Annotated in this window: 21 protein-coding genes and 1 pseudogene; 12 read left to right on the top strand and 10 right to left on the bottom strand. The window is 54.9% G+C overall.

Annotated elements, in window-relative coordinates; translation table 11 throughout:
• Window positions 1-396: 396 nt before the first annotated feature.
• Window positions 397-960: a YagU family protein gene (locus tag FNY10_RS08430; RefSeq protein WP_131050241.1), complete on the top strand. Its 564-nt coding sequence runs from the start codon at window positions 397-399 to the stop codon at window positions 958-960.
• Window positions 961-1,016: 56 nt separating this feature from the next.
• Here FNY10_RS08430 and FNY10_RS08425 read toward each other — a convergent pair whose 3' ends face one another.
• Complete coding sequence (locus FNY10_RS08425; RefSeq protein ID WP_160704911.1) at window positions 1,017-1,976, bottom strand: DUF523 and DUF1722 domain-containing protein; 960 nt, start codon at window positions 1,974-1,976, stop codon at window positions 1,017-1,019.
• Between the two features lie 217 nt (window positions 1,977-2,193).
• Window positions 2,194-2,973 carry a MerR family transcriptional regulator gene (locus FNY10_RS08420; RefSeq protein ID WP_100683805.1) on the bottom strand — a complete coding sequence of 260 codons (780 nt, stop codon included), beginning with the start codon at window positions 2,971-2,973 and terminating at the stop codon, window positions 2,194-2,196.
• 247 nt (window positions 2,974-3,220) lie between these two features.
• Here FNY10_RS08420 and FNY10_RS08415 point away from each other — a divergent pair, with 247 nt between their 5' ends.
• Complete coding sequence (locus FNY10_RS08415) at window positions 3,221-3,802, top strand: cytochrome b/b6 domain-containing protein (protein ID WP_160704960.1); 582 nt, start codon at window positions 3,221-3,223, stop codon at window positions 3,800-3,802.
• A gap of 145 nt (window positions 3,803-3,947) precedes the next feature.
• Here the strand turns inward: FNY10_RS08415 and FNY10_RS08410 are convergent, their stop codons facing one another.
• A complete protein-coding gene (locus FNY10_RS08410; RefSeq protein ID WP_160704961.1) occupies window positions 3,948-4,490 on the bottom strand; it encodes a GNAT family N-acetyltransferase in 543 nt (180 codons plus the stop codon).
• Window positions 4,491-4,768: 278 nt separating this feature from the next.
• Between FNY10_RS08410 and FNY10_RS08405 the strand changes: the two genes are divergently transcribed.
• Window positions 4,769-5,275, top strand: coding sequence for an anti-virulence regulator CigR family protein (locus FNY10_RS08405; RefSeq protein WP_160704912.1), 507 nt, complete (start codon window positions 4,769-4,771; stop codon window positions 5,273-5,275).
• 255 nt (window positions 5,276-5,530) lie between these two features.
• Entirely contained in the window at window positions 5,531-5,683 is a 153-nt protein-coding gene (locus FNY10_RS08400) for a hypothetical protein (protein WP_160704913.1), read from the top strand.
• 351 nt (window positions 5,684-6,034) lie between these two features.
• Here the strand turns inward: FNY10_RS08400 and FNY10_RS08395 are convergent, their stop codons facing one another.
• Window positions 6,035-6,271 carry a tautomerase family protein gene (locus FNY10_RS08395; RefSeq protein WP_100683802.1) on the bottom strand — a complete coding sequence of 79 codons (237 nt, stop codon included), beginning with the start codon at window positions 6,269-6,271 and terminating at the stop codon, window positions 6,035-6,037.
• A 61-nt stretch (window positions 6,272-6,332) separates the two neighbouring features.
• Here FNY10_RS08395 and FNY10_RS08390 point away from each other — a divergent pair, with 61 nt between their 5' ends.
• Window positions 6,333-6,791 (top strand): winged helix-turn-helix transcriptional regulator, encoded by a 459-nt coding sequence (locus tag FNY10_RS08390; protein ID WP_131050246.1) that lies wholly within the window; start codon window positions 6,333-6,335, stop codon window positions 6,789-6,791.
• A gap of 504 nt (window positions 6,792-7,295) precedes the next feature.
• Here FNY10_RS08390 and FNY10_RS08385 read toward each other — a convergent pair.
• From FNY10_RS08385 to FNY10_RS08370, 4 genes and pseudogenes are all read right to left on the bottom strand, one after another.
• A complete protein-coding gene (locus tag FNY10_RS08385; RefSeq protein ID WP_100683800.1) occupies window positions 7,296-7,589 on the bottom strand; it encodes a YciI family protein in 294 nt (97 codons plus the stop codon).
• Between the two features lie 242 nt (window positions 7,590-7,831).
• A pseudogene (locus tag FNY10_RS08380) lies at window positions 7,832-8,661 on the bottom strand (oxidoreductase).
• Window positions 8,662-8,856: 195 nt separating this feature from the next.
• On the bottom strand, window positions 8,857-9,531 hold the full coding sequence (locus FNY10_RS08375; RefSeq protein WP_131050248.1) for an NAD(P)H-binding protein: 675 nt from the start codon (window positions 9,529-9,531) through the stop codon (window positions 8,857-8,859).
• An 11-nt stretch (window positions 9,532-9,542) separates the two neighbouring features.
• Entirely contained in the window at window positions 9,543-10,550 is a 1,008-nt protein-coding gene (locus tag FNY10_RS08370) for an AraC family transcriptional regulator (protein WP_160704914.1), read from the bottom strand.
• A 949-nt stretch (window positions 10,551-11,499) separates the two neighbouring features.
• Here FNY10_RS08370 and FNY10_RS08365 point away from each other — a divergent pair.
• A complete protein-coding gene (locus tag FNY10_RS08365) occupies window positions 11,500-11,700 on the top strand; it encodes a hypothetical protein (protein WP_131050250.1) in 201 nt (66 codons plus the stop codon).
• Window positions 11,701-11,992: 292 nt separating this feature from the next.
• On the opposite strand, the gene mgtS is transcribed toward FNY10_RS08365, so the two are convergent.
• Both mgtS and ftrA read right to left on the bottom strand, forming a co-directional pair.
• Window positions 11,993-12,088, bottom strand: a complete 96-nt coding sequence (mgtS, locus tag FNY10_RS08360; protein WP_004102377.1) for a protein MgtS — start codon at window positions 12,086-12,088, stop codon at window positions 11,993-11,995.
• Between the two features lie 160 nt (window positions 12,089-12,248).
• Entirely contained in the window at window positions 12,249-13,262 is a 1,014-nt protein-coding gene (gene ftrA, locus FNY10_RS08355) for a transcriptional regulator FtrA (RefSeq protein ID WP_160704915.1), read from the bottom strand.
• 68 nt (window positions 13,263-13,330) lie between these two features.
• Between ftrA and FNY10_RS08350 the strand changes: the two genes are divergently transcribed.
• From FNY10_RS08350 to urtD, 6 genes are all read left to right on the top strand, one after another.
• The gene (locus tag FNY10_RS08350; RefSeq protein ID WP_160704916.1) at window positions 13,331-13,723 is read left to right on the top strand and encodes a rhodanese-like domain-containing protein; all 393 of its coding nucleotides are present in this window, start codon (window positions 13,331-13,333) and stop codon (window positions 13,721-13,723) included.
• Window positions 13,724-13,913: 190 nt separating this feature from the next.
• Window positions 13,914-15,017 (top strand): cobalamin-independent methionine synthase II family protein, encoded by a 1,104-nt coding sequence (locus FNY10_RS08345; protein ID WP_100683797.1) that lies wholly within the window; start codon window positions 13,914-13,916, stop codon window positions 15,015-15,017.
• Between the two features lie 174 nt (window positions 15,018-15,191).
• Complete coding sequence (urtA, locus tag FNY10_RS08340; protein ID WP_100683796.1) at window positions 15,192-16,463, top strand: urea ABC transporter substrate-binding protein; 1,272 nt, start codon at window positions 15,192-15,194, stop codon at window positions 16,461-16,463.
• A gap of 137 nt (window positions 16,464-16,600) precedes the next feature.
• Window positions 16,601-18,166: an urea ABC transporter permease subunit UrtB gene (urtB, locus tag FNY10_RS08335; protein ID WP_141964553.1), complete on the top strand. Its 1,566-nt coding sequence runs from the start codon at window positions 16,601-16,603 to the stop codon at window positions 18,164-18,166.
• A complete protein-coding gene (gene urtC, locus FNY10_RS08330; RefSeq protein WP_100683794.1) occupies window positions 18,166-19,239 on the top strand; it encodes an urea ABC transporter permease subunit UrtC in 1,074 nt (357 codons plus the stop codon). The genes urtB and urtC overlap by 1 nt, the downstream gene beginning before the upstream one ends.
• Window positions 19,239-20,036 (top strand): urea ABC transporter ATP-binding protein UrtD, encoded by a 798-nt coding sequence (urtD, locus tag FNY10_RS08325; RefSeq protein WP_100683793.1) that lies wholly within the window; start codon window positions 19,239-19,241, stop codon window positions 20,034-20,036. Before urtC ends, urtD begins: the two co-directional genes overlap by 1 nt.
• Window position 20,037 lies beyond the last annotated feature (1 nt).

The following is a 20,037-nucleotide window of genomic DNA, read 5'->3' as shown; positions in this document are numbered from 1 at the left end:
GCACTTTGCGTATTAATTGCGCACCTGGAAGAATAAAAGCTCTGTTTTTCGTGGGGGTGGTGCGACGGCTCTCGCGGGTTATAGTTTTTAAACCAGCATAAAATGCTACTGAGCAGAGGTGGGGGATCCGGATTAAAAAAGATCTCCAGCAAGCGCGACATTAACGCCTGACTCGCCAGCGACAGAACGAAAACAAATCCCTTATTCTGCGATGCGGTGATTTCCAGCGGGGGAAAGGTATGCCGTCAGCAGCTAACTCATTGACACGACAGGCAAAGGGATCTGAATAAAAATTGTTCTCATAGACAAAAGTGTGATCGCGATCAATATGCCATACCATGAGTAATATTAAACATAGCTAATGTATTCATTCGAAAAATAATCAGGTGGTAATTAATGGCTATCAAGGATTTTTTTGCACAAACGGAACCCGGGCGCCGACGTTATGGCGTGGCATTAGGGGTTGGGATCGTTGCGGGTCTGATGTCGGCATTTGTGAAGTGGGGGGCTGAAGTTCCGTTACCGCCCCGTACTTTCTCCGGAGGCAGGGATGAATTTAACCCGCCTTATCTTTTTTTACGTGATTACCTTGGGATTGATCCGACTCACACCGTTTATACCTTTTCGGAACACATCATCAATCCGGTGATGGTCACGCATATTATTTTCTCGCTGGTCTTTGCCATTGGCTATTGCCTGGTGGCGGAAGTGTTCCCCAAAGTGAAATTATGGCAAGGGGCATGGGCGGGTATTGTCGCCACCATCGCCGTTCACTGGATCTCTTTCCCTTTATTAGGTCTGACGCCTTCTCTGCTTCATATTCCCGCCGATGAATATATTTCGGAACTGGTCGGGCATATTTTCTGGTTCTGGGCGATAGAGGTTTTCCGTCGCGATCTGCGAAACCGCATTACGCATGAACCTGATGCCGAAGTTGCGCTGAATTCACCGTTCAGATAATAGCGGGAAAAGCGATGTCAGTGACGGGCTCGCTACGGCGGGCCCGTTTTATCTCCTCAGAGGAGGCCCAGGCGCAGCCCTAAATCCTGGGGATAGGGGTTAAAGTAGTTTTGCGTCAGCAGGTAGCTATCCGGGAATTCGGCCAGGTAGTGTTTCAGTAAGGTGATCGGCGCGAGTATCGGCAGTAAACCGGCGCGATAGTTAAGGATCACCTCGCGAAGTTCCCCGCGCTGGCGGCTATTGAGCCGATCGCGGAAGTAACCCTGGATATGCATCAGCACGTTAGTATGGTTTTTCCGCGAAGCGGGTTGCTGCAGAATAGCCATCAGCTTAGCGCGGTAAGTGACAAAGAAGGCATCCAGATCCTCCCACTGGTGAAGGGAGGCAACGAAAGGCCCAATTTCGCGATAGCCTGCCTGATCATGCGCCAGCAGCTGCAGCTTGTACCGGCTATGGAAGTCCAGTAGCGCGCGACGGCTGAGCCCCTGCGCGCGCAGGGTATTTAGCTGGTGTAGCGCGAAGACGCGTTCGACAAAGTTTTCCCGCAACACCGGGTCGTGCAGGCGACCATCCTCTTCCACGGGCAGCCACGGGTAGTGCATCAGCAATTTCTGCGTGAAGATCCCCACCCCCTCTTTGCGTCCGCGGTTGCCTTTTTCGTCATACAGCCGTACGCGCTCCATACCGCAGCTGGGCGATTTAGCACAGACAACAAAGCCAGAAAGGGCGTCGACGCTGGGGAGAAATGCCGCGGTAAATCCGGCCATTTTCTCCGTTACATCGTCGTGAGGCGTTTGGCTAAAATGCATCTGGATGGTTCCTTCGCGGGTTTGCACCAGACGCAGGGCCGGGCGAGGAACGGGCAGGCCGATAGCCATCTCCGGGCAGACGGGTTGAAAGGTGACCCAATTCGCCAGTTCGTCCATCACAAAGCCCATACGCTTATGTCCACCGTCAAATCGTACGGCTGAGCCGGTTAAACATGCGCTGATACCGACCGCGGGTTGCCTGTTCATGCTGCCATCCTCTTATTGCATTCGTTGCAGGAAGAACGGGGTGGACCGGTTGTTGCCGGGCCATGCGACGTCTTCGCGTACTTAAAACTTACACAATAACTAATATTTGTCCAAGTATTGGTGAAGATATTTATTATTATCTATTTAATTCATCAGGTTATATTCGTCGGTTTTCTCCAGGGCTTTTCCGTCATGCGATGTGGAAAAGCCCCGGAAGTCACTCTTTTTGGCGTGTGTCGCGGGCCGTGTCCGGCGAGATATCCGCGCAGGAGAGGGAGATAACGTCGAGGGTGTTGACCTGCCGCCGCCAGCATGCGATCTGCTCCTGGCGGGCCGCGGTGAGTTTTCCGGAGGTGACCAGCAGCCAGTTTCGTTGCGGAAAAATCTCGGGAGCCAGAGCCGCCGGCGGGAGAGGAAGGAGATCGATGCGATGGCCCTGGCCGGTACGGGCGAGGGCCTCCAGCCAGATTTCGCCAGGGTCGGAGAGGTGCCAGCCGGCTATCAGCACGCTATCTCCCGGCGCTTTTTTGTCGCCTTCGAGGCAAAACGAGGTATAGGCGATAATGATCCCATCAAGAATCTCGCGCAGCGTCATCACCGTCGGGAGGCGGGCAGACAGCTTACCACGCAGCGGACGCAACACTTTAGCAACCAGTTCCTGGCGAGGGGACTCGCGGCCTGCATCGTAGATCAACTGGCGCAGGGCGTCGATTTTTCCCTCTTTCAATCGCTGCAGCATACTTTCCTGCAGGCTTGACCAGTGGTTCGTCTGCCTGGCGACGGGGTTATCCAGCAGGGGCTTTATCTGGCTGACGGGAACGCCTTTTTGCACCCAGTCGAGAATGTTGAGCGCCTGTTGAACATCATCATCACTGTACAGACGGTGTCCCCCCTCGGTCCGTTGCGGTTTGAGCAGACCATATCGACGCTGCCATGCGCGAAGCGTGGTGGGGTTGATCCCGCAAAGCCGGGCAAATTCACCGATGGAGTAAGACATGAGGGAGACCTGAAAAGAGAGGATAGTCCCAATATACTATGAATTATTCCCGGGTAAATATTCAATGCCGTACGGGAGCGTTGACCCGCGTGGTTTCCCGGTATTCGACACAAAATACCCGAACGTCCTGCTGATTCTGCAGGGCAATAAATTGACCGTTTCCGTGTGGCTTTAAGGTTTCGTTAATTAAGCGCAACGATACTGAGGAAAGCAACGTTGCCATCAACAAAATGGTTAAATGATGAAAATGAAAGACCCGTTATGTCATGCTCTCCCTCACCGGGACACCCCTTTTTTTCGTGCGCTACATATCAGCGTGGCGCTATTGGTTTTATTCCAGATTATCAACTCTCAACTGACTGAAAGCGAAGCCTTCGGCGATGTTACCCTGACAGGATGGGTGACGTGGCTGCACATTATCTGTGGATTTTCATTGATTGTGTTGGGTATTACGATGCTCATCTGGATGCTGATGCAGCGTGGTTTTGATTACTATTTTGCCTGGCTGAAGCTCGATTTTCGCGGCATTGCTACCGATCTCAAGACGCTCATTTCATTGCGTCTTCCCGAAGCGCATGCCGGGGGAGTGGCGGCATTGATTCAGGGGCTTGGTGTTGTGGCGCTGTTGGGCGTTGCTTTGTGCGGCGGGTTGTGGTTTGTACTGAATACGGCGTTTGGTCCATCCTCGTCGCTGGCGCATGAGGTACTGGGCCTGCATAAATTCCTGACCGTATTCATTGAAACTTATTTCTGGGCCCACGGAGCCATGGGATTACTGCATATTTTCCTCAAAGTCCGCAGTCAAAGGAATAACCCGGCGACGGAATAATCTCGTGATCGCGATCAAGCGGCTCATTCTGGAACCAGAGCAACGGCGCTTTTGTCAAATACCCTTTTTCCTCGCGCTAAAACCGCCGTCAGGCTTTAACCTGACGGCAATGCGCAAGCCGTGAATACCGCTGCGACGCTCGGCTTTAAATGGCCAGTAGCCACTCTTTTTTCAGCAGGGCATAGATGTAGGTATCGTCATATTGTTCTTCGCCGCTGGCGGTCACAAACGAAACAAACTCTTTAAAACACCCTTCCCGACGCATATGCAGGCGTTCACAGAGTCTCTGAGAGGTCTGGTTATAGTCCTCAACATAGGCATATAAGCGCCGGGCTTCTCTTGTTGTAAACAGGTAGTGAAAAAGCGCGGAAACCGCTTCCGTCGCAAAGCCCTGACCCTCATAGCGCTGATTAAAATGCCAACCCACGGACCAGGTATTGTGGTCCGGTTCTGCGCGGTTATCGGCAAACAAATGCCCGATGAGTTGATCCGTTTCCTTGAGGCATACGGCAAACTGGTTTGCATCGCTGGCTCTTTTCATGACCTCTTCCCTTGCTTGCGCAAGTGAATCGAGCTTTTCATCCTCAAAACAGGGGACGCGCGGTGAAGACAGGTATTCCAGCAGCGGCAGGGCATCTTGTTCCTTAAAGGAACGAATAAAAAGTCGTGAAGTCGTTGCTACGATCATAGAGTGATAAGTCGCCGGGATGGGTTTGGGCATAAATTAACATTCATCCAGGGATCTCCTCAACCCTTTCGAAAACGCCGACGATGCCCGGTTCATCGTCTGAAGTCGCGATGTGAATGATGCGCCATGGCGGGCGATTTTCGCCGGCGAGGGCCTCTGTTTTTTTCACCCATTCAGTCACTCGGGGAATATTCCAAAAATAGGAAAACATGAAATTGTGAAGGGTATTTCTTTGGCATATGTTTAAAGTGTCAACTTAATCTTAAGGAACGATCATCATGTTTAAGCGTCGCACTTTCAAAACTGCACTTGCGGCGGTTATATCTCTTGCTGTCCTTGCGGCACCGGTTTATGCAAACCCAGGAAACGGAAATGGTGGTGGGCATGGCAATGGCGGTGGTAACCACGGAAACAGCGGTAATCATGGCAACGGCGGAGACCATAGCAACCAGGGAAATGGGAAGTCCGATGAGGATCATGGCAACCGCAAGAACTATGGAAAACCAGACCATGTCGACTCCGATATCAGCTTCTCGCGGGCGCGCTCCCTGGCCGTAAATTATGGCCTGGTTGGCTATCAGGCGCTCCCTCCCGGTATCGCTAAAAATTTAGTCCGCGGCAAGCCATTGCCTCCGGGGATTGCGAAGAAAACGCTCCCGGCATCCATGATTCATGATTTGCCCTATTATCCTGGATATGAATGGCGTGCGGTTGGCGATGATTTGGTGCTGGTCGCATTAAGTACCGCCATTGTCACAGCCATTATTAATGGTGTTTTTGACTAGTAATACAGTGCTTATTCTGAGGCCCCGCAAATGCGGGGCTTTTTTATGGCAAAAATGCAGGATCAGGCAGGGCTGAAACGCAGTGATGGAACTTTATAAGGCCCTGGATTCTGCCTGCGGAAGAATAATGTATTCTTTCGCCGCACCGGACAAAATGGATAATGGCGGATTTCACCTATAATAGTAGTGATGACGGTGATTATATTACGGGGGATGACGATGATTTATTTACGGAATTCTGTCACAGGAAAAGTTATGACGCAGGAAGAGTGGCAGCAATCCTTAAGCGAGTGGGAGGATGAAGGCGGCTCACCTTCGCCAACAGGCGAGTTCGTTGAGGTTGAGAGAGACAGCAACGGAAACTGGGTGGAGAAAAAAAATGACGGTGATTTGCCCGACAGCAGCTGAAAACCTCTGTGGCGACTTAACCACGCTTTCCGTCATGCCAGGTGGATAATGGCTGTGGTGGGATGCTTGTTTAAGCATGAAAGTTTGGTTGAATATTTCATGCTTAAACAAGATGTTATGGTTAAATAATGGGTTTTTATCAACCGGCGTGGTTCGCGTATTGTTTCCGGGCGGCTGACTTTCCCGCTACCGGATTCATGGCGATGTCCCGGTAACGTCCGCCCTGGCGTAAAACAGCCAGTGTTCAGGGCCGGCGGGTTGGAAGCGGACATGCATGCTGTCCGCTGGCGGGCCACACTTTATTCCCTTAACCTGGTGTCGTCGTGGTAATTAAACGACGAACGCGGCGGATCAGGATTGCCGTGGCGATGAGAATTTTGCCGCAATCATTTCAGATGTGGGTTGTATTCCCCCCAGACTCCACTGCTCAGGTTCATATTCATCAATCCTCACCCAGACCGAGCGGCGAAATTCAGGATCGCCGCGGCCTTCAATTTCCACGATCAGATCGGTCATGCGACGTAACAGCTCATTTTTTTGCTCCGGACTCATAATTCCTTTAATGGTTTGCACATTGACGAAAGGCATTGTATTCTCCATGATTATCTAGGTCTTAAAATCATACTCAGGTTAAAAGGTAAAACAAGAGATGTCAAAAGATAATTCACTGCCGTATTTGCTGCCTGAGCTGTGCGGGCTCGCGGCAGCCGCAGAACTGCTTGGCGATCAATGGGTTTTGTTGATTCTAAGAGAGGCTTTCTATGGTGTTACTCGCTTTGAAACGATACGTTGCCATACGAAGATAACGAAGCAGACCCTGGCGAACCGGTTAAAAAAAATGACAGACCTCGGCCTGCTTTGCAAAATCCCTTATCAAGAGGAAGGTACACGGGAACGCTACGAGTACGTTCTCACGGCAAAAGGGCGCAGCCTCGCACCGATCCTTTTTTCCCTGATGGCATGGGGGCATAAAAATATACTGCATGATGATCCCCATATTTCTTTAGTTGATAAAGCAAGTGGCGAAGCAGTATACGGAGCATTTGTCTCGGCCAGTGGCGAGGTTGTTGAGGCTAAAAATATTCAGATAGTGGCCTGCAAAAGTTAATTTCACTAAGAATTAACTGATCAACACGCGCGTCAAGCGGCATCAGTACATCCTGATGAACGAACGAGTGGATCCGCAGAGTGATTTAATCAGTGCGTCGCATCCATCGGTTGCAGGCTATTTCATCCCGGTGCAATGCATCGATAAAAAATCCCCTTGAGCAGGCACACTCAAGGGGAAAATACTTCATGACATGATTGCTGTGTGCGACTTTGCACGCTATCCATCATCCAGGAAAAATCCAGGTGTTTCCAGATGTTTCTGGTCCGAACAGTTCCCTGACGAAGTCGGTGAGTGCGAGGATGGCTTGTCTGTCCCGGCATAAAAAGGGAGGGTGTTCGTTCCTGGCGCTGGTGGAGCAAAATAACCCACCAGGCTGAAAGCGCGGGCGAAGATATTGGCTGCGGTCGGTGGCGTGAGAAACGCGGGTATGACGGGGGGCTTTCAGGACGAGAAGCGGTTCTATGCGGGCGGCTCAATATAAGCGACTGAGCCGCAATAAACTCAAAAAATATTTTCCAGTAACGTAGCTTTCATCGTGGCTTCAAAGGGAATAATTTCCGCTTTAGCAATATTGAATTTTTGGAATGGATCCTGGCTAAGGCGGGCTTCCAGAGATTCAAGGCTGTCACATTTGGCGAGAATAACGCCGCCATTACGCGGAATGCGCCTTCCGGAGGTTAAAAATACACCATCGGAATAACCTTTCTTCAGCCACTCGACATGGTCTGGTAATTGCGAGTCAACGTCTTCTAGCGGTTTTATATAAGTCAGAACAACCACATAAATGATACTCATTTCAAAGTCCTTGTAAAAAGAAAGCCATAGAATGCTAGCACCAGAGAAGGTAAAGAAGAAGAATAACTTCCCGCCATCATCCGGGAAGCCTCGCTTATGTACACGTCGCTGATGGACAACATCAAGCGGAGCCGGTGTCGTAAACGCCAGTATTGCAAATTATGCTGCTCAACCGGCGTTGGCGAAGAGGGGATAGGGGATAGCCATGATCATGTGTTAAATGTCATTCCTCTGTTTACCTGTCAGCGGGTCTGACTGAGAATAATGCGGTCGAATATACGGTCGCCCAGCCAGACGCGCATGCGGATAAGCAGCCTGGCAAACTTACCCGCTGCATACCGCGTACGCGGGTTACGGCTATAAACAGCGCGGGACACCACTTCCGCAATGACCTCCGGATCGCTGCCTGTACCTTGTCCGTACGTTTTTTTTATCGACCTGGCCACCATTTTCACCTGGCGACCATAAGGCCCGTTGGCCGAACGTTTGACAATACTGTCGCTGGCGGCATCGCCGAAGCCGGTCTCTATTATCCCCGGTTCAACAATAACGACCTTGATCCCGAACTCGGCGACTTCCAGCCTGAGGCAGTCTGACCACCCTTCCAGCGCGTGTTTAGTTGCGTGGTACCAGGCCCCCAGAATGCTGTACATCTTTCCCCCATGGAGGTGATATTGACAATATGCCCGGAGCGTCTGGCCCTCATTGCCGGGAGCAGCAACTGCGTGAGCCGCGCGGCACCGAACAGATTAACCTCAAACTGATAGCGCGCTTCGTCAAGACCGATCTCTTCTACGGGGCCATAGAGGCCAAAACCGGCATTGTTAACCAGTACATCAACACCGCCGGTCTGGGCCAGAATGGTGGCCACGCCGGACACCATCTCCTCATCGACAGAAATATCCATCCGCAGCGACTGTGCGCCAAGACTGACCAGATCCGTCATTTTTTCGACATGACGGGCTGCAGCGTACACCTGATAGCCATCCTGAATCAGACGACGGGCAATGGCCTTACCCATACCGGACGAAGCGCCGGTGACCAGCGCGGTTTTCTTTTCCTGAGTAAACATAGGCACCTCAATCAATGAACGGCGTCCAGTTTGCCTGAACCGATGCCTTATCTATCTTGTGTTACGCGCCAGAACGCTTGCTAAAGGCGCCACACGTAACAACATGGAAAGTGCTGACATCAGATACCGCGCGCCCATGGCAGTATATCGCCGGCGATCACCACATCAGCCCCCAGCGCGCTCACGCCGCCATCGTCACGCTGACCCGCTTCCCGGTTTGATCAACTGGTCAGAAGACAGAACAACAACCCCCTTACTGACGGGGACCTTTTGCGCCAGCGCCCGGGCAACAGCCAGAGCCCTTACGGGTTTGTAAGCCCCGGGAAGGACGGGAGACAACAGCCGGGCTATTGGTATGGAAATAATTTCACCGAGGCGAACTGGCTGTCCCAGCCCGGAACGAGAGTCAAGCAACAAAGAGGGGCGTGCAATGACCAGCGTGGTTAACGGCAAGGCTCTGAGCGCCTCCTCCAGCTCTCCCTTAACCCGGGTATAAAACATTGATGACCTTGCATTCGCTCCGCCAGCGCTGACCAGCCCGATACGGCTGACCCCAGCCCGTATCGCTGCCTGCGCAACGGCCAGATTAGCGTCAAAATCCACCGCCCGGAACGCCTCTTTACTGCCTGCAATTTTTATTGTTGTGCCCAGTGCAAGGTAGGCCTCATCGGCAGGAGGAAGCTGTGGCAGGGATGTAAAATCAACCACATGGACCTGCAATTTGGGATTGCTGACGCTGAGTGGTTTACGGCTCAGGGCGTGGATGCAGGACACTCCCGGGTCATTCAGCAGAAGCTGCAGCAGCTTCCCGCCTACCAGGCCCGAGGCGCCTGCAAGTAATACAACGCGATGTTTTTCAGAGCTTGTCATGACGTTCTCTTTTAATCAGGGTGCCTGACTGCCCGGACCGTTTCAGGGGTCTGGCCTGTCCAGGTCATAAAGGCGCGATAAAATGAATTGGGGTCTTCAAAACCAAGTAAGAATGCGATTTCATAACCGGGCAGACGGGTGTTGCACAGATAGTGGCGGGCCAGATTTTCGCGGCAGGTGTTGATGAGGGCGCGGAAATTCTCCCCCTCATCCTCAAGCCTGCGCTGCAGTGTGCGTTTACTCATCCCCAGGCGCTCTGCGGTTTTTTCAAGGGTGGCTTCGTTACCCGGCAACAGCTCCAGAAGTACCGCATGCACGCGTTCAGCGGTTGACGCCGTTGCATCCAGCTGGCTGAGACGGCGTCGCAGCTCAGGTTCAAAGACCTGCCACATCCCTTCATTTACCGTCAAAAAAGGCCGCAGAGCATCCGTGGCGGCAAAGCGGATAGCCGGCTTTTCGCCGTGTGAGATGGCTGTACCGAAGAAGTGGGTAAAGTGGCCCGCCTGCGCAGCCATGGGAGGCTGCGGGAGCAGGACGTTTAATGCCCTGACCGGTTCGCGTGTTGCAAGGCGTACCAGCCGCAGTAAAAACGCCAGTTCTGCGATCTGTAGAGAGACGGGGATGTCCGCGGCGGATAACCAGCGCGGTGAAACCGTCAGAATGCCGTTATGATCAACGGCCGTTTCCAGCACCATAGGGGCAATGAGCTGCTTATATCGGGCCAACCGCTGGACCGCCTGCATCATATTCGTGCTGCACAGCGCAGCGAAAAGCGGTGGATCAAACACTTCCGCAGAAACTTTGTCGACAAGGGGAAGGGGGAACGCGGGATGATTCATCCCGGCTTCAAGGGCATGCCACAAACGAATATATTCATCAGTATCAAGACCGCGCTCGGTCCTTGAAAACGTATCATCTGGCAAGCCAGCCCTGCGCAGTATGTCTTCAGGCGTCAGCCCGGCGTCTTTGAGCAGCGTTCTCCAGCCGATATTGAGAGAGAAGGTGCGGTTACGTGCCATACTCAGGTTCCTGCAGTAAATATTTTACAGCGCTAAAGCTAGCATCATATTCAGTTAAACCGGAATGCTACAGGCAAAATGCGCCATCATTACGGCCAGTCACGCCACCATCTATATTCGCCCGGGTAGGGCCAGCCATCGTCATGCACAGACACAGGGGCAGCAGCAGATCGGAAGACTCAGCGACGGCCGTGCGCCATGCCGCCGGGTGCTGCCGCGGTTCCCGCTCTTCTTTGGCAAGCTGCTTTCGCGGACCAACAGGGCAGACTTTGCCGACCGTAGACTGAAACCACCCGGCGTAGAAACTTCACATACTGTGTCGCCATCGAATCATGGACAGAAGAATTTTTTTGTTCAAAAAATAGGCTGCTATAATGATGAACAGTGTCAGCGCAATTAATATTCAATTAATATTTTTGTCATAAAAAAGCAACGAAAACGTTTGCGTAGGACATCCTTGCGATGTCTAATATTTGCAGCCGTATTAATTGTATGGGTGTTAAAAACTATGAGTGTCGTTGAATTAGGCCTTGGCCTGCTGTGGATTGGCAGTGTAGTTGCTATCACTTTAGTAATGGACTATCGATTCAGACGTAAATATCGCTCGCACCTCTAGCCTCCAGTAAAAATTATAAATCAGTATCTTACAACACGTCGTTCAGCGTCGTTTTTGCTTTCCGTCGATATGACAGGGGTGTTCGCGAGAGGCACCTGCATCAGCACCCCTGTCACATCGTCGTAATACAAATGAAAACAAGAGGCCTGAGCGCTTTCCCCGGTCAGAGCACAGTTGCGAGCAAGAGTCGAGTCCCGGCGGTGAACCTGTTTACAGCACCTGTGCTGTGGGCTTGTTGTCCGTTTACTTTTGGTTAACCAATGTCAGGCGAAGGTTGAAGCAATATTTACCTTTTATCGGGTATTTTACAGAAAACGATAAAGGGGTCGTGTTGTGAAAAAAATAGGCGGCGCATTGTTCTTTGTCAGTTGTCTTGCGGCAAGCTCTGCGATGTATTACTACCTTTACACGCAATTTAAAGCCGTTCACGAGCATCCAGAGCAACAGAAAGTCACAGATGAGAACCTGGATAACTGTGCTGGCGTTTTTTATGTGTCTTCTGGCCGGGATAGCTCTGTATTACAGCATCCTTAAGGATTTTCTGACAGATATTCAATTCGTTGCATAACATGAATCCTTAAGAGCCTGTTTTGTATCGCCAGATACAGATGTCGAAAGTTGGCGGCAACGCGGGCGGAAAAATAAATGTCCGGAGTTAAACGATGTGCGGGGTGCGTAAGGCTGGTCAGCAACGGTTGGTTGCAATCAGGAATGCAGGCTAAACGGCAGAAACCAGTTAACACGATGATCGGGAAGCCAAAAGCAGAACGCCCCCTGGTGCAGTCAGCAGCAGGGGGCGGTTACGGGTGGGGATTATCGTCGTTCATCAGTCATCCCATTTGTGGCTTAGATACGCGGCAAGAAAACCAAAGAACAGAATTGTTCCCAGTACTGCCATGAATACATGCATATTTCCCAGCATGATTAACCTCCATTATTTATTGATGAGTGTGCGCTAAGCGATCCTTATTAAACATAGTGTACGGTTGTTGCATAAAGAATAACCTGGTCAACTTAAACAAATAATTAACAAGAAAAACCTTTTCCGCGTGAAATCAAGCGTGCGGTGAATGATGAGCCTGTTACGATTTTACAACCGCAGCGGCGGAAAACTTCTTCCGGTATGCCGACGGGCTGATAGCGAACTGCTGACGAAAATGGTGACGCAGAGTACCGGCATCGGCGAACCCGCTAAGTTCGGCGATTTTATCGATGCTGATGCGGCTATGGGTCAGATGCTGCTGCGCGCGCTGCAACCGCTCATCCAGCAGCCAGCGAGCAGGGGTTTTGCCGGTCGCCGCCTGAAAACGGCGTAAAAACGTGCGGGGACTCATTCCCGCCTGCCGGGCCAGCGACGCCACGGTATGGCTGGCGGCGAGATGCTGATGCAGATAATCAAACACCAGCCCCAGGCGCTGGCTTTCCCGCGCCTGGGCGACGGGGCGGACCACTTGCTGCGCCTGCGCGCCGTCGCGGTGCGGAGAGACAACCAGCCGCCTGGCCACGGTATTGGCGGCGTCAATGCCGTAATCCTCGCGCACGAGGTGCAGACACAGGTCGATGCCAGCGGCGCTGCCTGCGGAGGTCATGATGCCGTCAGAACCCACGTACAGCACATCGGCAACCACGTCGATCGACGGGAAGCGCTGGCGCAGAGTTTCCGTATATCGCCAGTGCGTTGTCGCCCTGCGGCCATTGAGCAACCCGGCCGCCGCGAGGACAAAGACGCCGGAGCAGATTGAGATAATCCGGCAACCGCGGGCATGGGCGGCGGTTAAGGCATCGCACAGCGCCGCCGGGACCGGCGCATCGATCCCGCGCCAGCCGGGGACCACGATAGTCTGCGCGTCGTGAAGCAAATTCATCCCGCCGTCGGTCATCAGACGGATCCCGCCGGTAGCCCGCAGCTCACCGTCATCGACGGCGGCGACCGCGAACTGGTACCAGCGCTCGCCCATCTCCGGGCGAGGAAGACCAAAGATCTCCACCGCGATCCCAAACTCAAAGGTGCACAGGCCATCATAGGCCAGCACAACCACCCGGTGGCGCGACAAGCTCAGGGAAGGATTTGTCAGGATTTCAACGTTTTCTGTCATAGTTGGCGGCAGAGGTTCGGTGGGGGGATTCATTAAATTAGTGGTACCACAGACAAGGAGAATACGCCATGAGTGTTGTAACCGCTTTCCCCCCAGCCACCTCCGCCGACGCTGCCGCCTGGTTCCGGCATAAACTGAGTTTCGAAACCGACTGCGCGGATGTTTACAGCGCCATGCGCGGCGGGGCGGGCGATTTTGTCCTGCTGCACGTCGTCGGCAGCGCGGAGACCTTTGCCCGGCGGCATCTGCCCGGGGCGCTGCATTTGCCGCATCGCCTGATCGATAGCGCCCGAATGAGCGCGTGGCCAGCTGAGACGCTGTTCGTCGTCTATTGCGCCGGCCCACACTGCAACGGCGCGGATATTGCCGCTCTCAAGCTGGCTGAACTCGGGCGTCCGGTCAAAATGATGCTCGGCGGCCTCACCGGCTGGCAGGACGAGGGGCTGCCTTTCGCCGACTGACTTTCGCGGCCGGTTTCCTGCCGGCAGCCGGCTGCAAAATGAATTTATTTCATGTCCGATGAAATTTTCTCGTTTGCCGCTGACGGCAGTGCATGACAGTATCTGGACATATAGCCATCCAGAAGTCTAAAATTCAAATAATGAACTATCACGGCAGGCAACTAATTGTGCTTACCGCTAAGGAGACACCATGCAACGTCAACAGGCCCCGTTCCGCGCAGATATCGTCGGCAGTTTTTTACGTCCGGATGCAATAAAAGTCGCGCGTCAGCAGCTTGCCGAAGGCGCCATAGATGCGCAGCAATTGCGCCAGATTGAAAATGATGCCATTCGCCAGTTGGTTCAGCAGCAGTGCGATTGCGGGCTGCACGTGGTGACCGATGGCGAATTTCGCCGCGCATGGTGGCACTTCGATTTCTTCGATGGGTTAGAAGGCGTTGAACGCTACGATGCTGACAAAGGGATCCAGTTCAACGGCGTGCAGACCAAAGCCCACGGCGTTCGGGTCATCGGCAAACTGGCGTTTGGCGATCATCCGATGCTGGAAGATTTTCGTTATCTGAAAAGCGTCAGCGGTGAAGCGCAGCCGAAGATGACCATTCCAAGCCCAAGCGTGCTCCATTTCCGCGGCGGGCGTAAAGATATCGACGCCACGGTTTACCCGGACCTCGCCGACTACTTCGACGATCTGGCGACCACCTGGCGCGATGCCATCCGCGCCTTCTATGATGCCGGCTGCCGCTATCTGCAGCTTGACGATACCGTCTGGGCCTATCTGTGCTCCGATGAACAGCGTCAGCAGGTACGCGATCGCGGCGAGGACCCGGATGAACTGGCGCGTATTTATGCCCGCGTTCTGAACCAGGCTCTGGAAGGCAAACCGGACGATTTGACCATCGGCCTGCACGTATGTCGCGGTAACTTCCGTTCCACCTGGATTTCCGAAGGCGGCTATGAGCCGGTCGCTGAGGTGCTGTTTGGCGGCGTCAACGTCGATGCGTTCTTCCTTGAGTACGATAATGACCGCTCCGGCGATTTCGCCCCGCTGCGCTTTATCCGTCCGGGCAAGCAGCAGGTGGTACTGGGATTAATCACCACCAAAAACGGCGAGCTGGAAAACCCGCAAGGAGTGAAAGCCCGTCTGCAGGAGGCCGCGCAGTATGTCGCGCTGCAGCAGATTTGCCTCAGCCCGCAGTGTGGCTTCGCCTCAACCGAAGAGGGGAACGCGCTGACGGAAGCCCAGCAGTGGGATAAAGTTCGCCTGGTCACCGGGATCGCCGCTCAGGTCTGGTAACCGCCCTTCATCGCGCAGCGTTGCACCGTTTTGAGGCAACGCTGCCGGTCCGTTTTACGCCCGCCGCGCCGCCGCGCGCTTTCCCGCCGCCAGATAACCTGGCACCGTTTTTGCCTTATCACTTCCGGCTAGTCGTTTATTCATTTTCGTTTTTGCGATTTTCAGGAGTGAATCATGCAGCGTCGAACATTATTAAAAGCTTTTGCACTCTCCGCCTCTACCGTTCTTATGGGCTACTCTTTCCAGGTTTATGCCGCCGACACGATTAAAGTCGGGATTATGCATTCGCTCTCCGGGACCATGGCGATTTCCGAAACGCCGTTGAAAGACGTGGCGCTGATGGCGATTGACGACATTAACGCCAAAGGCGGCGTGCTGGGGAAAAAGCTCGAGCCGGTGGTGGTCGATCCCGCCTCAAACTGGCCGCTGTTCGCGGAAAAAGCCCGCCAGCTGCTGACCCAGGACAAAGTGGCGGCGGTCTTTGGCTGCTGGACATCGGTGTCGCGCAAATCGGTGCTGCCGGTTTTTGAAGAGCTCAACGGTCTGCTGTTCTATCCGGTGCAGTACGAAGGCGAAGAGATGTCGCCAAACGTCTTCTATACCGGCGCAGCGCCGAATCAGCAGGCGATCCCGGCGGTGGAATATCTGCTGAGCGAAGATGGCGGCGGGGCGAAACGCTTCTTCCTGCTGGGCACCGATTACGTCTACCCGCGTACCACCAACAAAATTCTGCGCGCCTTCCTGCATGCAAAAGGGATCCAGGATAAAGACATCGAAGAGGTCTATACCCCGTTCGGTTACAGCGATTACCAGACTATCGTCGCCAATATCAAGAAATTCTCCGCCGGCGGCAAAACGGCGGTGGTGTCAACCATCAACGGCGACTCCAACGTCCCGTTTTATAAAGAGCTGGCAAACCAGGGTCTGAAAGCGACCGATGTGCCGGTGGTGGCCTTCTCGGTCGGTGAAGAGGAACTGCGCGGGATTGATACCAAACCGCTGGTGGGGAACCTGGCGGCGTGGAACTACTTTGAGTCGCTCGATAACCCGACCAACAAACAGTTTGTGGCGGATTACCGCGCCTATGCCAAAGCCCATAAGCTGCCAAACGCCGATACCGTGGTGACTAACGATCCGATGGAAGCCACCTGGGTTGGGCTGCACATGTGGGCCCAGGCGGTCACCAAAGCGGGGACCACCAATGTCGATAAGGTACGGGCAGCGATGGCTGGCCAGACCTTCAACGCGCCATCAGGCTTTACTCTGACCATGGATGCGACCAATCACCATCTGCACAAACCGGTGATGATTGGCGAAATCGAAAGCAACGGTCAGTTCAATGTCGTCTGGCAGACCGATAAGCCGGTACGCGCTCAGCCGTGGAGCCCGTGGATCGCTGGCAACGATAAGAAACCCGATCATCCGGTAAAAACCGCCGCGAATTAAGCGCCTCTCACGCGGGCGCGAACGTTTTGCCGGGGCGACATCTGTAGCCCCGGTCAGCGCCAGCGCCGCCGGGGATGTCCCGGACTCCCGCGCTACCCTCGTTAGCGTTAACGGGGAAATGACCCAAGGAGATACTCATGAGCACATGGCGCATAGTGGGGTATTACCTCGCGCTACTGGTGATGATCGCGCCGTGGCAGGCGCAGGCAGCGGATGCGGATGATTTTGTGGCGGCCAACCGCACCCAGCAGGCGCGCCTGCTGGAACAGTGGGCCGCCGCGCCGGACGCACAGCGGCTACCGCTGCTGCGGGCGTTGAAAGCGGAAACCCTGGTGGCGGACGAGAGCGGCCACGCCTTCAGCCAGCAGCAGGCGCTGGGGGCTACGCCCACGCCACAAGGGGCGATAAAACCGGTTCGCCTCACCAATCGCCTGCGTAACCTGGTCGCCGGGGCGCTGGCTACGCATCTGCTGGTCAGTGACAGTGTCACGGAAAGGGCCGCTGCCGCCAGAACGTTGCAGCGGGAAGCGACGGCGGAAATGGCCGGGCTGTTGCAACAACGGCTGGCGGTTGAAACTGATGAAGGCGTTAAAGCGCAGCTGGAAATTGCGCTGGCCCGTTTGCAGCTTGCCAGCCCCGACAGCGCCAGTCGGCTGGCCGCCGTTGAACGGCTCGGCCACTCCGTGGATCCGGATACCCAGGCCCTGCTGATTCCATATACCGATCTGCAACATGAGCCAGACGCTCGCGTGCGCGATGCGGCGGCAAACAGCCTGAGCCAGATTAAACAGCGTCTGCTGCTCGGCGATATTCTCGGCCAGGCGTTTATGGGGCTGTCGCTGGGGTCGGTTTTGCTGCTGGCGGCGCTGGGGCTGGCCATCACCTACGGGTTACTGGGCGTCATCAATATGGCGCATGGCGAGATGCTGATGATTGGCGCCTACAGTTGCTGGCTGGTGCAGCAGGCGCTGGCTCAACTGGCGCCGCAGTGGCTGGCTTTTTATCCGCTGATCGCGCTGCCGGTCGCCTTCCTGATAACCGGCGGCATCGGCATGGCGCTGGAACGCACCATCATTCGTCATCTCTATGGTCGCCCGCTGGAGACGCTGCTGGCCACCTGGGGGATTAGCCTGATGCTGATCCAACTGGTGCGCATGCTGTTCGGCGCCCAGAACCTGGAAGTGGCCAACCCGGCCTGGCTCTCTGGCGGCTTGCAGGTTCTGCCGAACCTGATCCTGCCGTGGAACCGCCTGGCGGTGCTCGGCTTTGTGCTGCTGGTGCTGTTCTTCACCTGGTTAATTCTCAATAAAACGCGCTTAGGCATGAACGTGCGGGCGGTGACCCAAAACCGGGCGATGGCCGCCTGCTGCGGTGTGCCGACCGGGCGAGTGGATATGCTGGCGTTTGGTCTCGGTTCGGGTATCGCCGGACTGGGGGGCGTGGCGCTGTCGCAGCTGGGTAACGTCGGCCCGGAGCTGGGTCAGGGCTATATCATCGATTCATTCCTGGTGGTGGTGCTTGGCGGCGTCGGCCAGCTGGCGGGGAGCGTGGTGGCGGCTTTTGGCCTGGGGATCTTCAACAAAATCCTCGAACCGCAGCTCGGGGCGGTGCTGGGTAAGATCCTGATTCTGGTGCTGATCATTCTGTTTATTCAGAAACGTCCGCAGGGGCTGTTTGCCTTGAAAGGGAGGGTAATTGACTGATGAGCCAACCTATTACTTTGACGCTGGCGCGCAAAGCGCCGCGACCGCTGCAGTGGCTCGGCGGATTGCTGGTGCTCGGGCTGCTGAGCATGCCCTTTTTAGCGCTGCTGCCGCAGTCGCATCCGCTGGCGGTCTCCACCTGGCTGCTGACCCTGACCGGTAAAATCCTCTGTTACGCCATTGTCGCCGTGGCGCTGGATCTGGTCTGGGGCTACGCCGGTATGCTGTCGCTGGGCCACGGCATCTTTTTCGCCCTCGGCGGCTATGCGATGGGCATGTATCTGATGCGTCAGGCGGCGGGCGACGGCCTGCCGGCGTTCATGTCTTTTCTGTCATGGAGCGAGCTGCCGTGGTTCTGGTGGGGAACCCAGCATTTTGCCTGGGCGATGCTGTTGGTGGTGCTGGTTCCGGGCCTGCTGGCGTTGGTCTTCGGCTGGTTTGCTTTCCGCTCTAAAATCAAAGGTGTCTACTTCTCAATCATGACCCAGGCGTTGACCTACGCCGGCATGCTGCTCTTTTTCCGCAACGAGACCGGTTTTGGCGGCAACAACGGTTTTACCGGATTCACCACGCTGCTGGGTTATTCCGTGACCGCGACCAGCACGCGGGCCGCGCTGTTTATGGTCACGGTTTTACTGCTGCTGCTGACCTTAGGAATCGGCTATCTGCTGGCGCAGAGCAAATTCGGCCGGATCCTGACGGCGGTGCGTGATGCGGAAAACCGGCTGATGTTCTGCGGATACGATCCGCGCGGATTTAAGCTGCTGGTATGGACGCTCTCGGCGGTGCTGTGTGGCCTGGCGGGCGCGCTGTACGTGCCTCAGGTGGGGATTATTAACCCCAGCGAAATGTCACCGACCAACTCTATTGAAGCGGCTATTTGGGTCGCGCTTGGCGGGCGCGGCACCTTAATTGGCCCGGTGCTTGGCGCCGGGCTGGTGAACGGCGCGAAAAGCCTGTTCACCGTCACTATGCCGGAATACTGGCAACTGTTTCTTGGCCTGATATTTATCATCGTGACCCTGTTTTTACCTCGCGGGGTGATTGGCCTGCTACGTAAAGGAGACCGCTGATGCAACCGGATGAAGGCCTTTTTACCCGCCAGCAGCCCACGGACCGCTTTCGCGAGCAGACCGACCCGGTGCTTGAGCTGGAGAACATCAACGTCAATTTTGATGGCTTTCAGGCGCTGACGGATCTCTCGCTGCAGATTGGCGTGGGCGAACTGCGCTGCATTATCGGGCCGAACGGCGCCGGAAAAACGACGCTGATGGATGTGATTACCGGCAAAACCCGGCCACAGAGCGGCAGGGCGCGGTATGACCAGTCGATCGACCTGCTCGGACTTGACCCTATCGCTATCGCCCGCCAGGGGATCGGCCGTAAGTTTCAGAAACCGACGGTGTTTGAGGCGCTGACCGTCGCCGAAAACCTTGAGCTGGCGCTGAAAGGCGATAAGTCGGTCTGGGCCAGCCTGCGGGCGCGGCTGAACGGCGAGCAGGAGGACCGCATCAGCGACATTCTGCGCCTGCTGCGTCTTGATGGCGAACGCGCGCGTCCGGCAGGGCTGCTTTCGCACGGACAAAAACAGTTTCTCGAGATTGGCATGCTGCTGGTCCAGGAGCCGCATCTGTTGCTGCTGGATGAGCCCGCCGCCGGGATGACCGATGCTGAAACCGAGTACACCGCCGAGCTGTTTCGTACCCTCGCCGGGCAACATTCCCTGATGGTGGTGGAGCACGATATGGGGTTTGTCGAAACTATCGCTGACCGGGTCACGGTGTTGCATCAGGGCCAGGTGCTGGCGGAGGGCTCGCTGCGCGAGGTGCAGGCGAATGAGCAGGTGATTGAAGTGTATCTCGGTCGTTAAG

This window comes from Klebsiella sp. Lac1, assembly GCF_009825425.1.
Lineage (GTDB): Bacteria > Pseudomonadota > Gammaproteobacteria > Enterobacterales > Enterobacteriaceae > Klebsiella > Klebsiella electrica.
The sequence above is the reverse complement of the archived record's forward strand: the minus strand, read 5'-3'. Positions and strand labels throughout refer to the sequence as shown.

Coding starts and splice junctions, on each gene's coding strand:
- FNY10_RS08430 (WP_131050241.1), top strand. CDS start 397: ATGGCTATCAAGGATTTTTTTGCACAAACGGAACCCGGGCGCCGACGT.
- FNY10_RS08425 (WP_160704911.1), bottom strand. CDS start 1,976: ATGAACAGGCAACCCGCGGTCGGTATCAGCGCATGTTTAACCGGCTCA.
- FNY10_RS08420 (WP_100683805.1), bottom strand. CDS start 2,973: ATGTCTTACTCCATCGGTGAATTTGCCCGGCTTTGCGGGATCAACCCC.
- FNY10_RS08415 (WP_160704960.1), top strand. CDS start 3,221: ATGAAAGACCCGTTATGTCATGCTCTCCCTCACCGGGACACCCCTTTT.
- FNY10_RS08410 (WP_160704961.1), bottom strand. CDS start 4,490: ATGATCGTAGCAACGACTTCACGACTTTTTATTCGTTCCTTTAAGGAA.
- FNY10_RS08405 (WP_160704912.1), top strand. CDS start 4,769: ATGTTTAAGCGTCGCACTTTCAAAACTGCACTTGCGGCGGTTATATCT.
- FNY10_RS08400 (WP_160704913.1), top strand. CDS start 5,531: ATGACGCAGGAAGAGTGGCAGCAATCCTTAAGCGAGTGGGAGGATGAA.
- FNY10_RS08395 (WP_100683802.1), bottom strand. CDS start 6,271: ATGCCTTTCGTCAATGTGCAAACCATTAAAGGAATTATGAGTCCGGAG.
- FNY10_RS08390 (WP_131050246.1), top strand. CDS start 6,333: ATGTCAAAAGATAATTCACTGCCGTATTTGCTGCCTGAGCTGTGCGGG.
- FNY10_RS08385 (WP_100683800.1), bottom strand. CDS start 7,589: ATGAGTATCATTTATGTGGTTGTTCTGACTTATATAAAACCGCTAGAA.
- FNY10_RS08375 (WP_131050248.1), bottom strand. CDS start 9,531: ATGACAAGCTCTGAAAAACATCGCGTTGTATTACTTGCAGGCGCCTCG.
- FNY10_RS08370 (WP_160704914.1), bottom strand. CDS start 10,550: ATGGCACGTAACCGCACCTTCTCTCTCAATATCGGCTGGAGAACGCTG.
- mgtS (WP_004102377.1), bottom strand. CDS start 12,088: ATGCTGGGAAATATGCATGTATTCATGGCAGTACTGGGAACAATTCTG.
- ftrA (WP_160704915.1), bottom strand. CDS start 13,262: ATGACAGAAAACGTTGAAATCCTGACAAATCCTTCCCTGAGCTTGTCG.
- FNY10_RS08350 (WP_160704916.1), top strand. CDS start 13,331: ATGAGTGTTGTAACCGCTTTCCCCCCAGCCACCTCCGCCGACGCTGCC.
- FNY10_RS08345 (WP_100683797.1), top strand. CDS start 13,914: ATGCAACGTCAACAGGCCCCGTTCCGCGCAGATATCGTCGGCAGTTTT.
- urtA (WP_100683796.1), top strand. CDS start 15,192: ATGCAGCGTCGAACATTATTAAAAGCTTTTGCACTCTCCGCCTCTACC.
- urtB (WP_141964553.1), top strand. CDS start 16,601: ATGAGCACATGGCGCATAGTGGGGTATTACCTCGCGCTACTGGTGATG.
- urtC (WP_100683794.1), top strand. CDS start 18,166: ATGAGCCAACCTATTACTTTGACGCTGGCGCGCAAAGCGCCGCGACCG.
- urtD (WP_100683793.1), top strand. CDS start 19,239: ATGCAACCGGATGAAGGCCTTTTTACCCGCCAGCAGCCCACGGACCGC.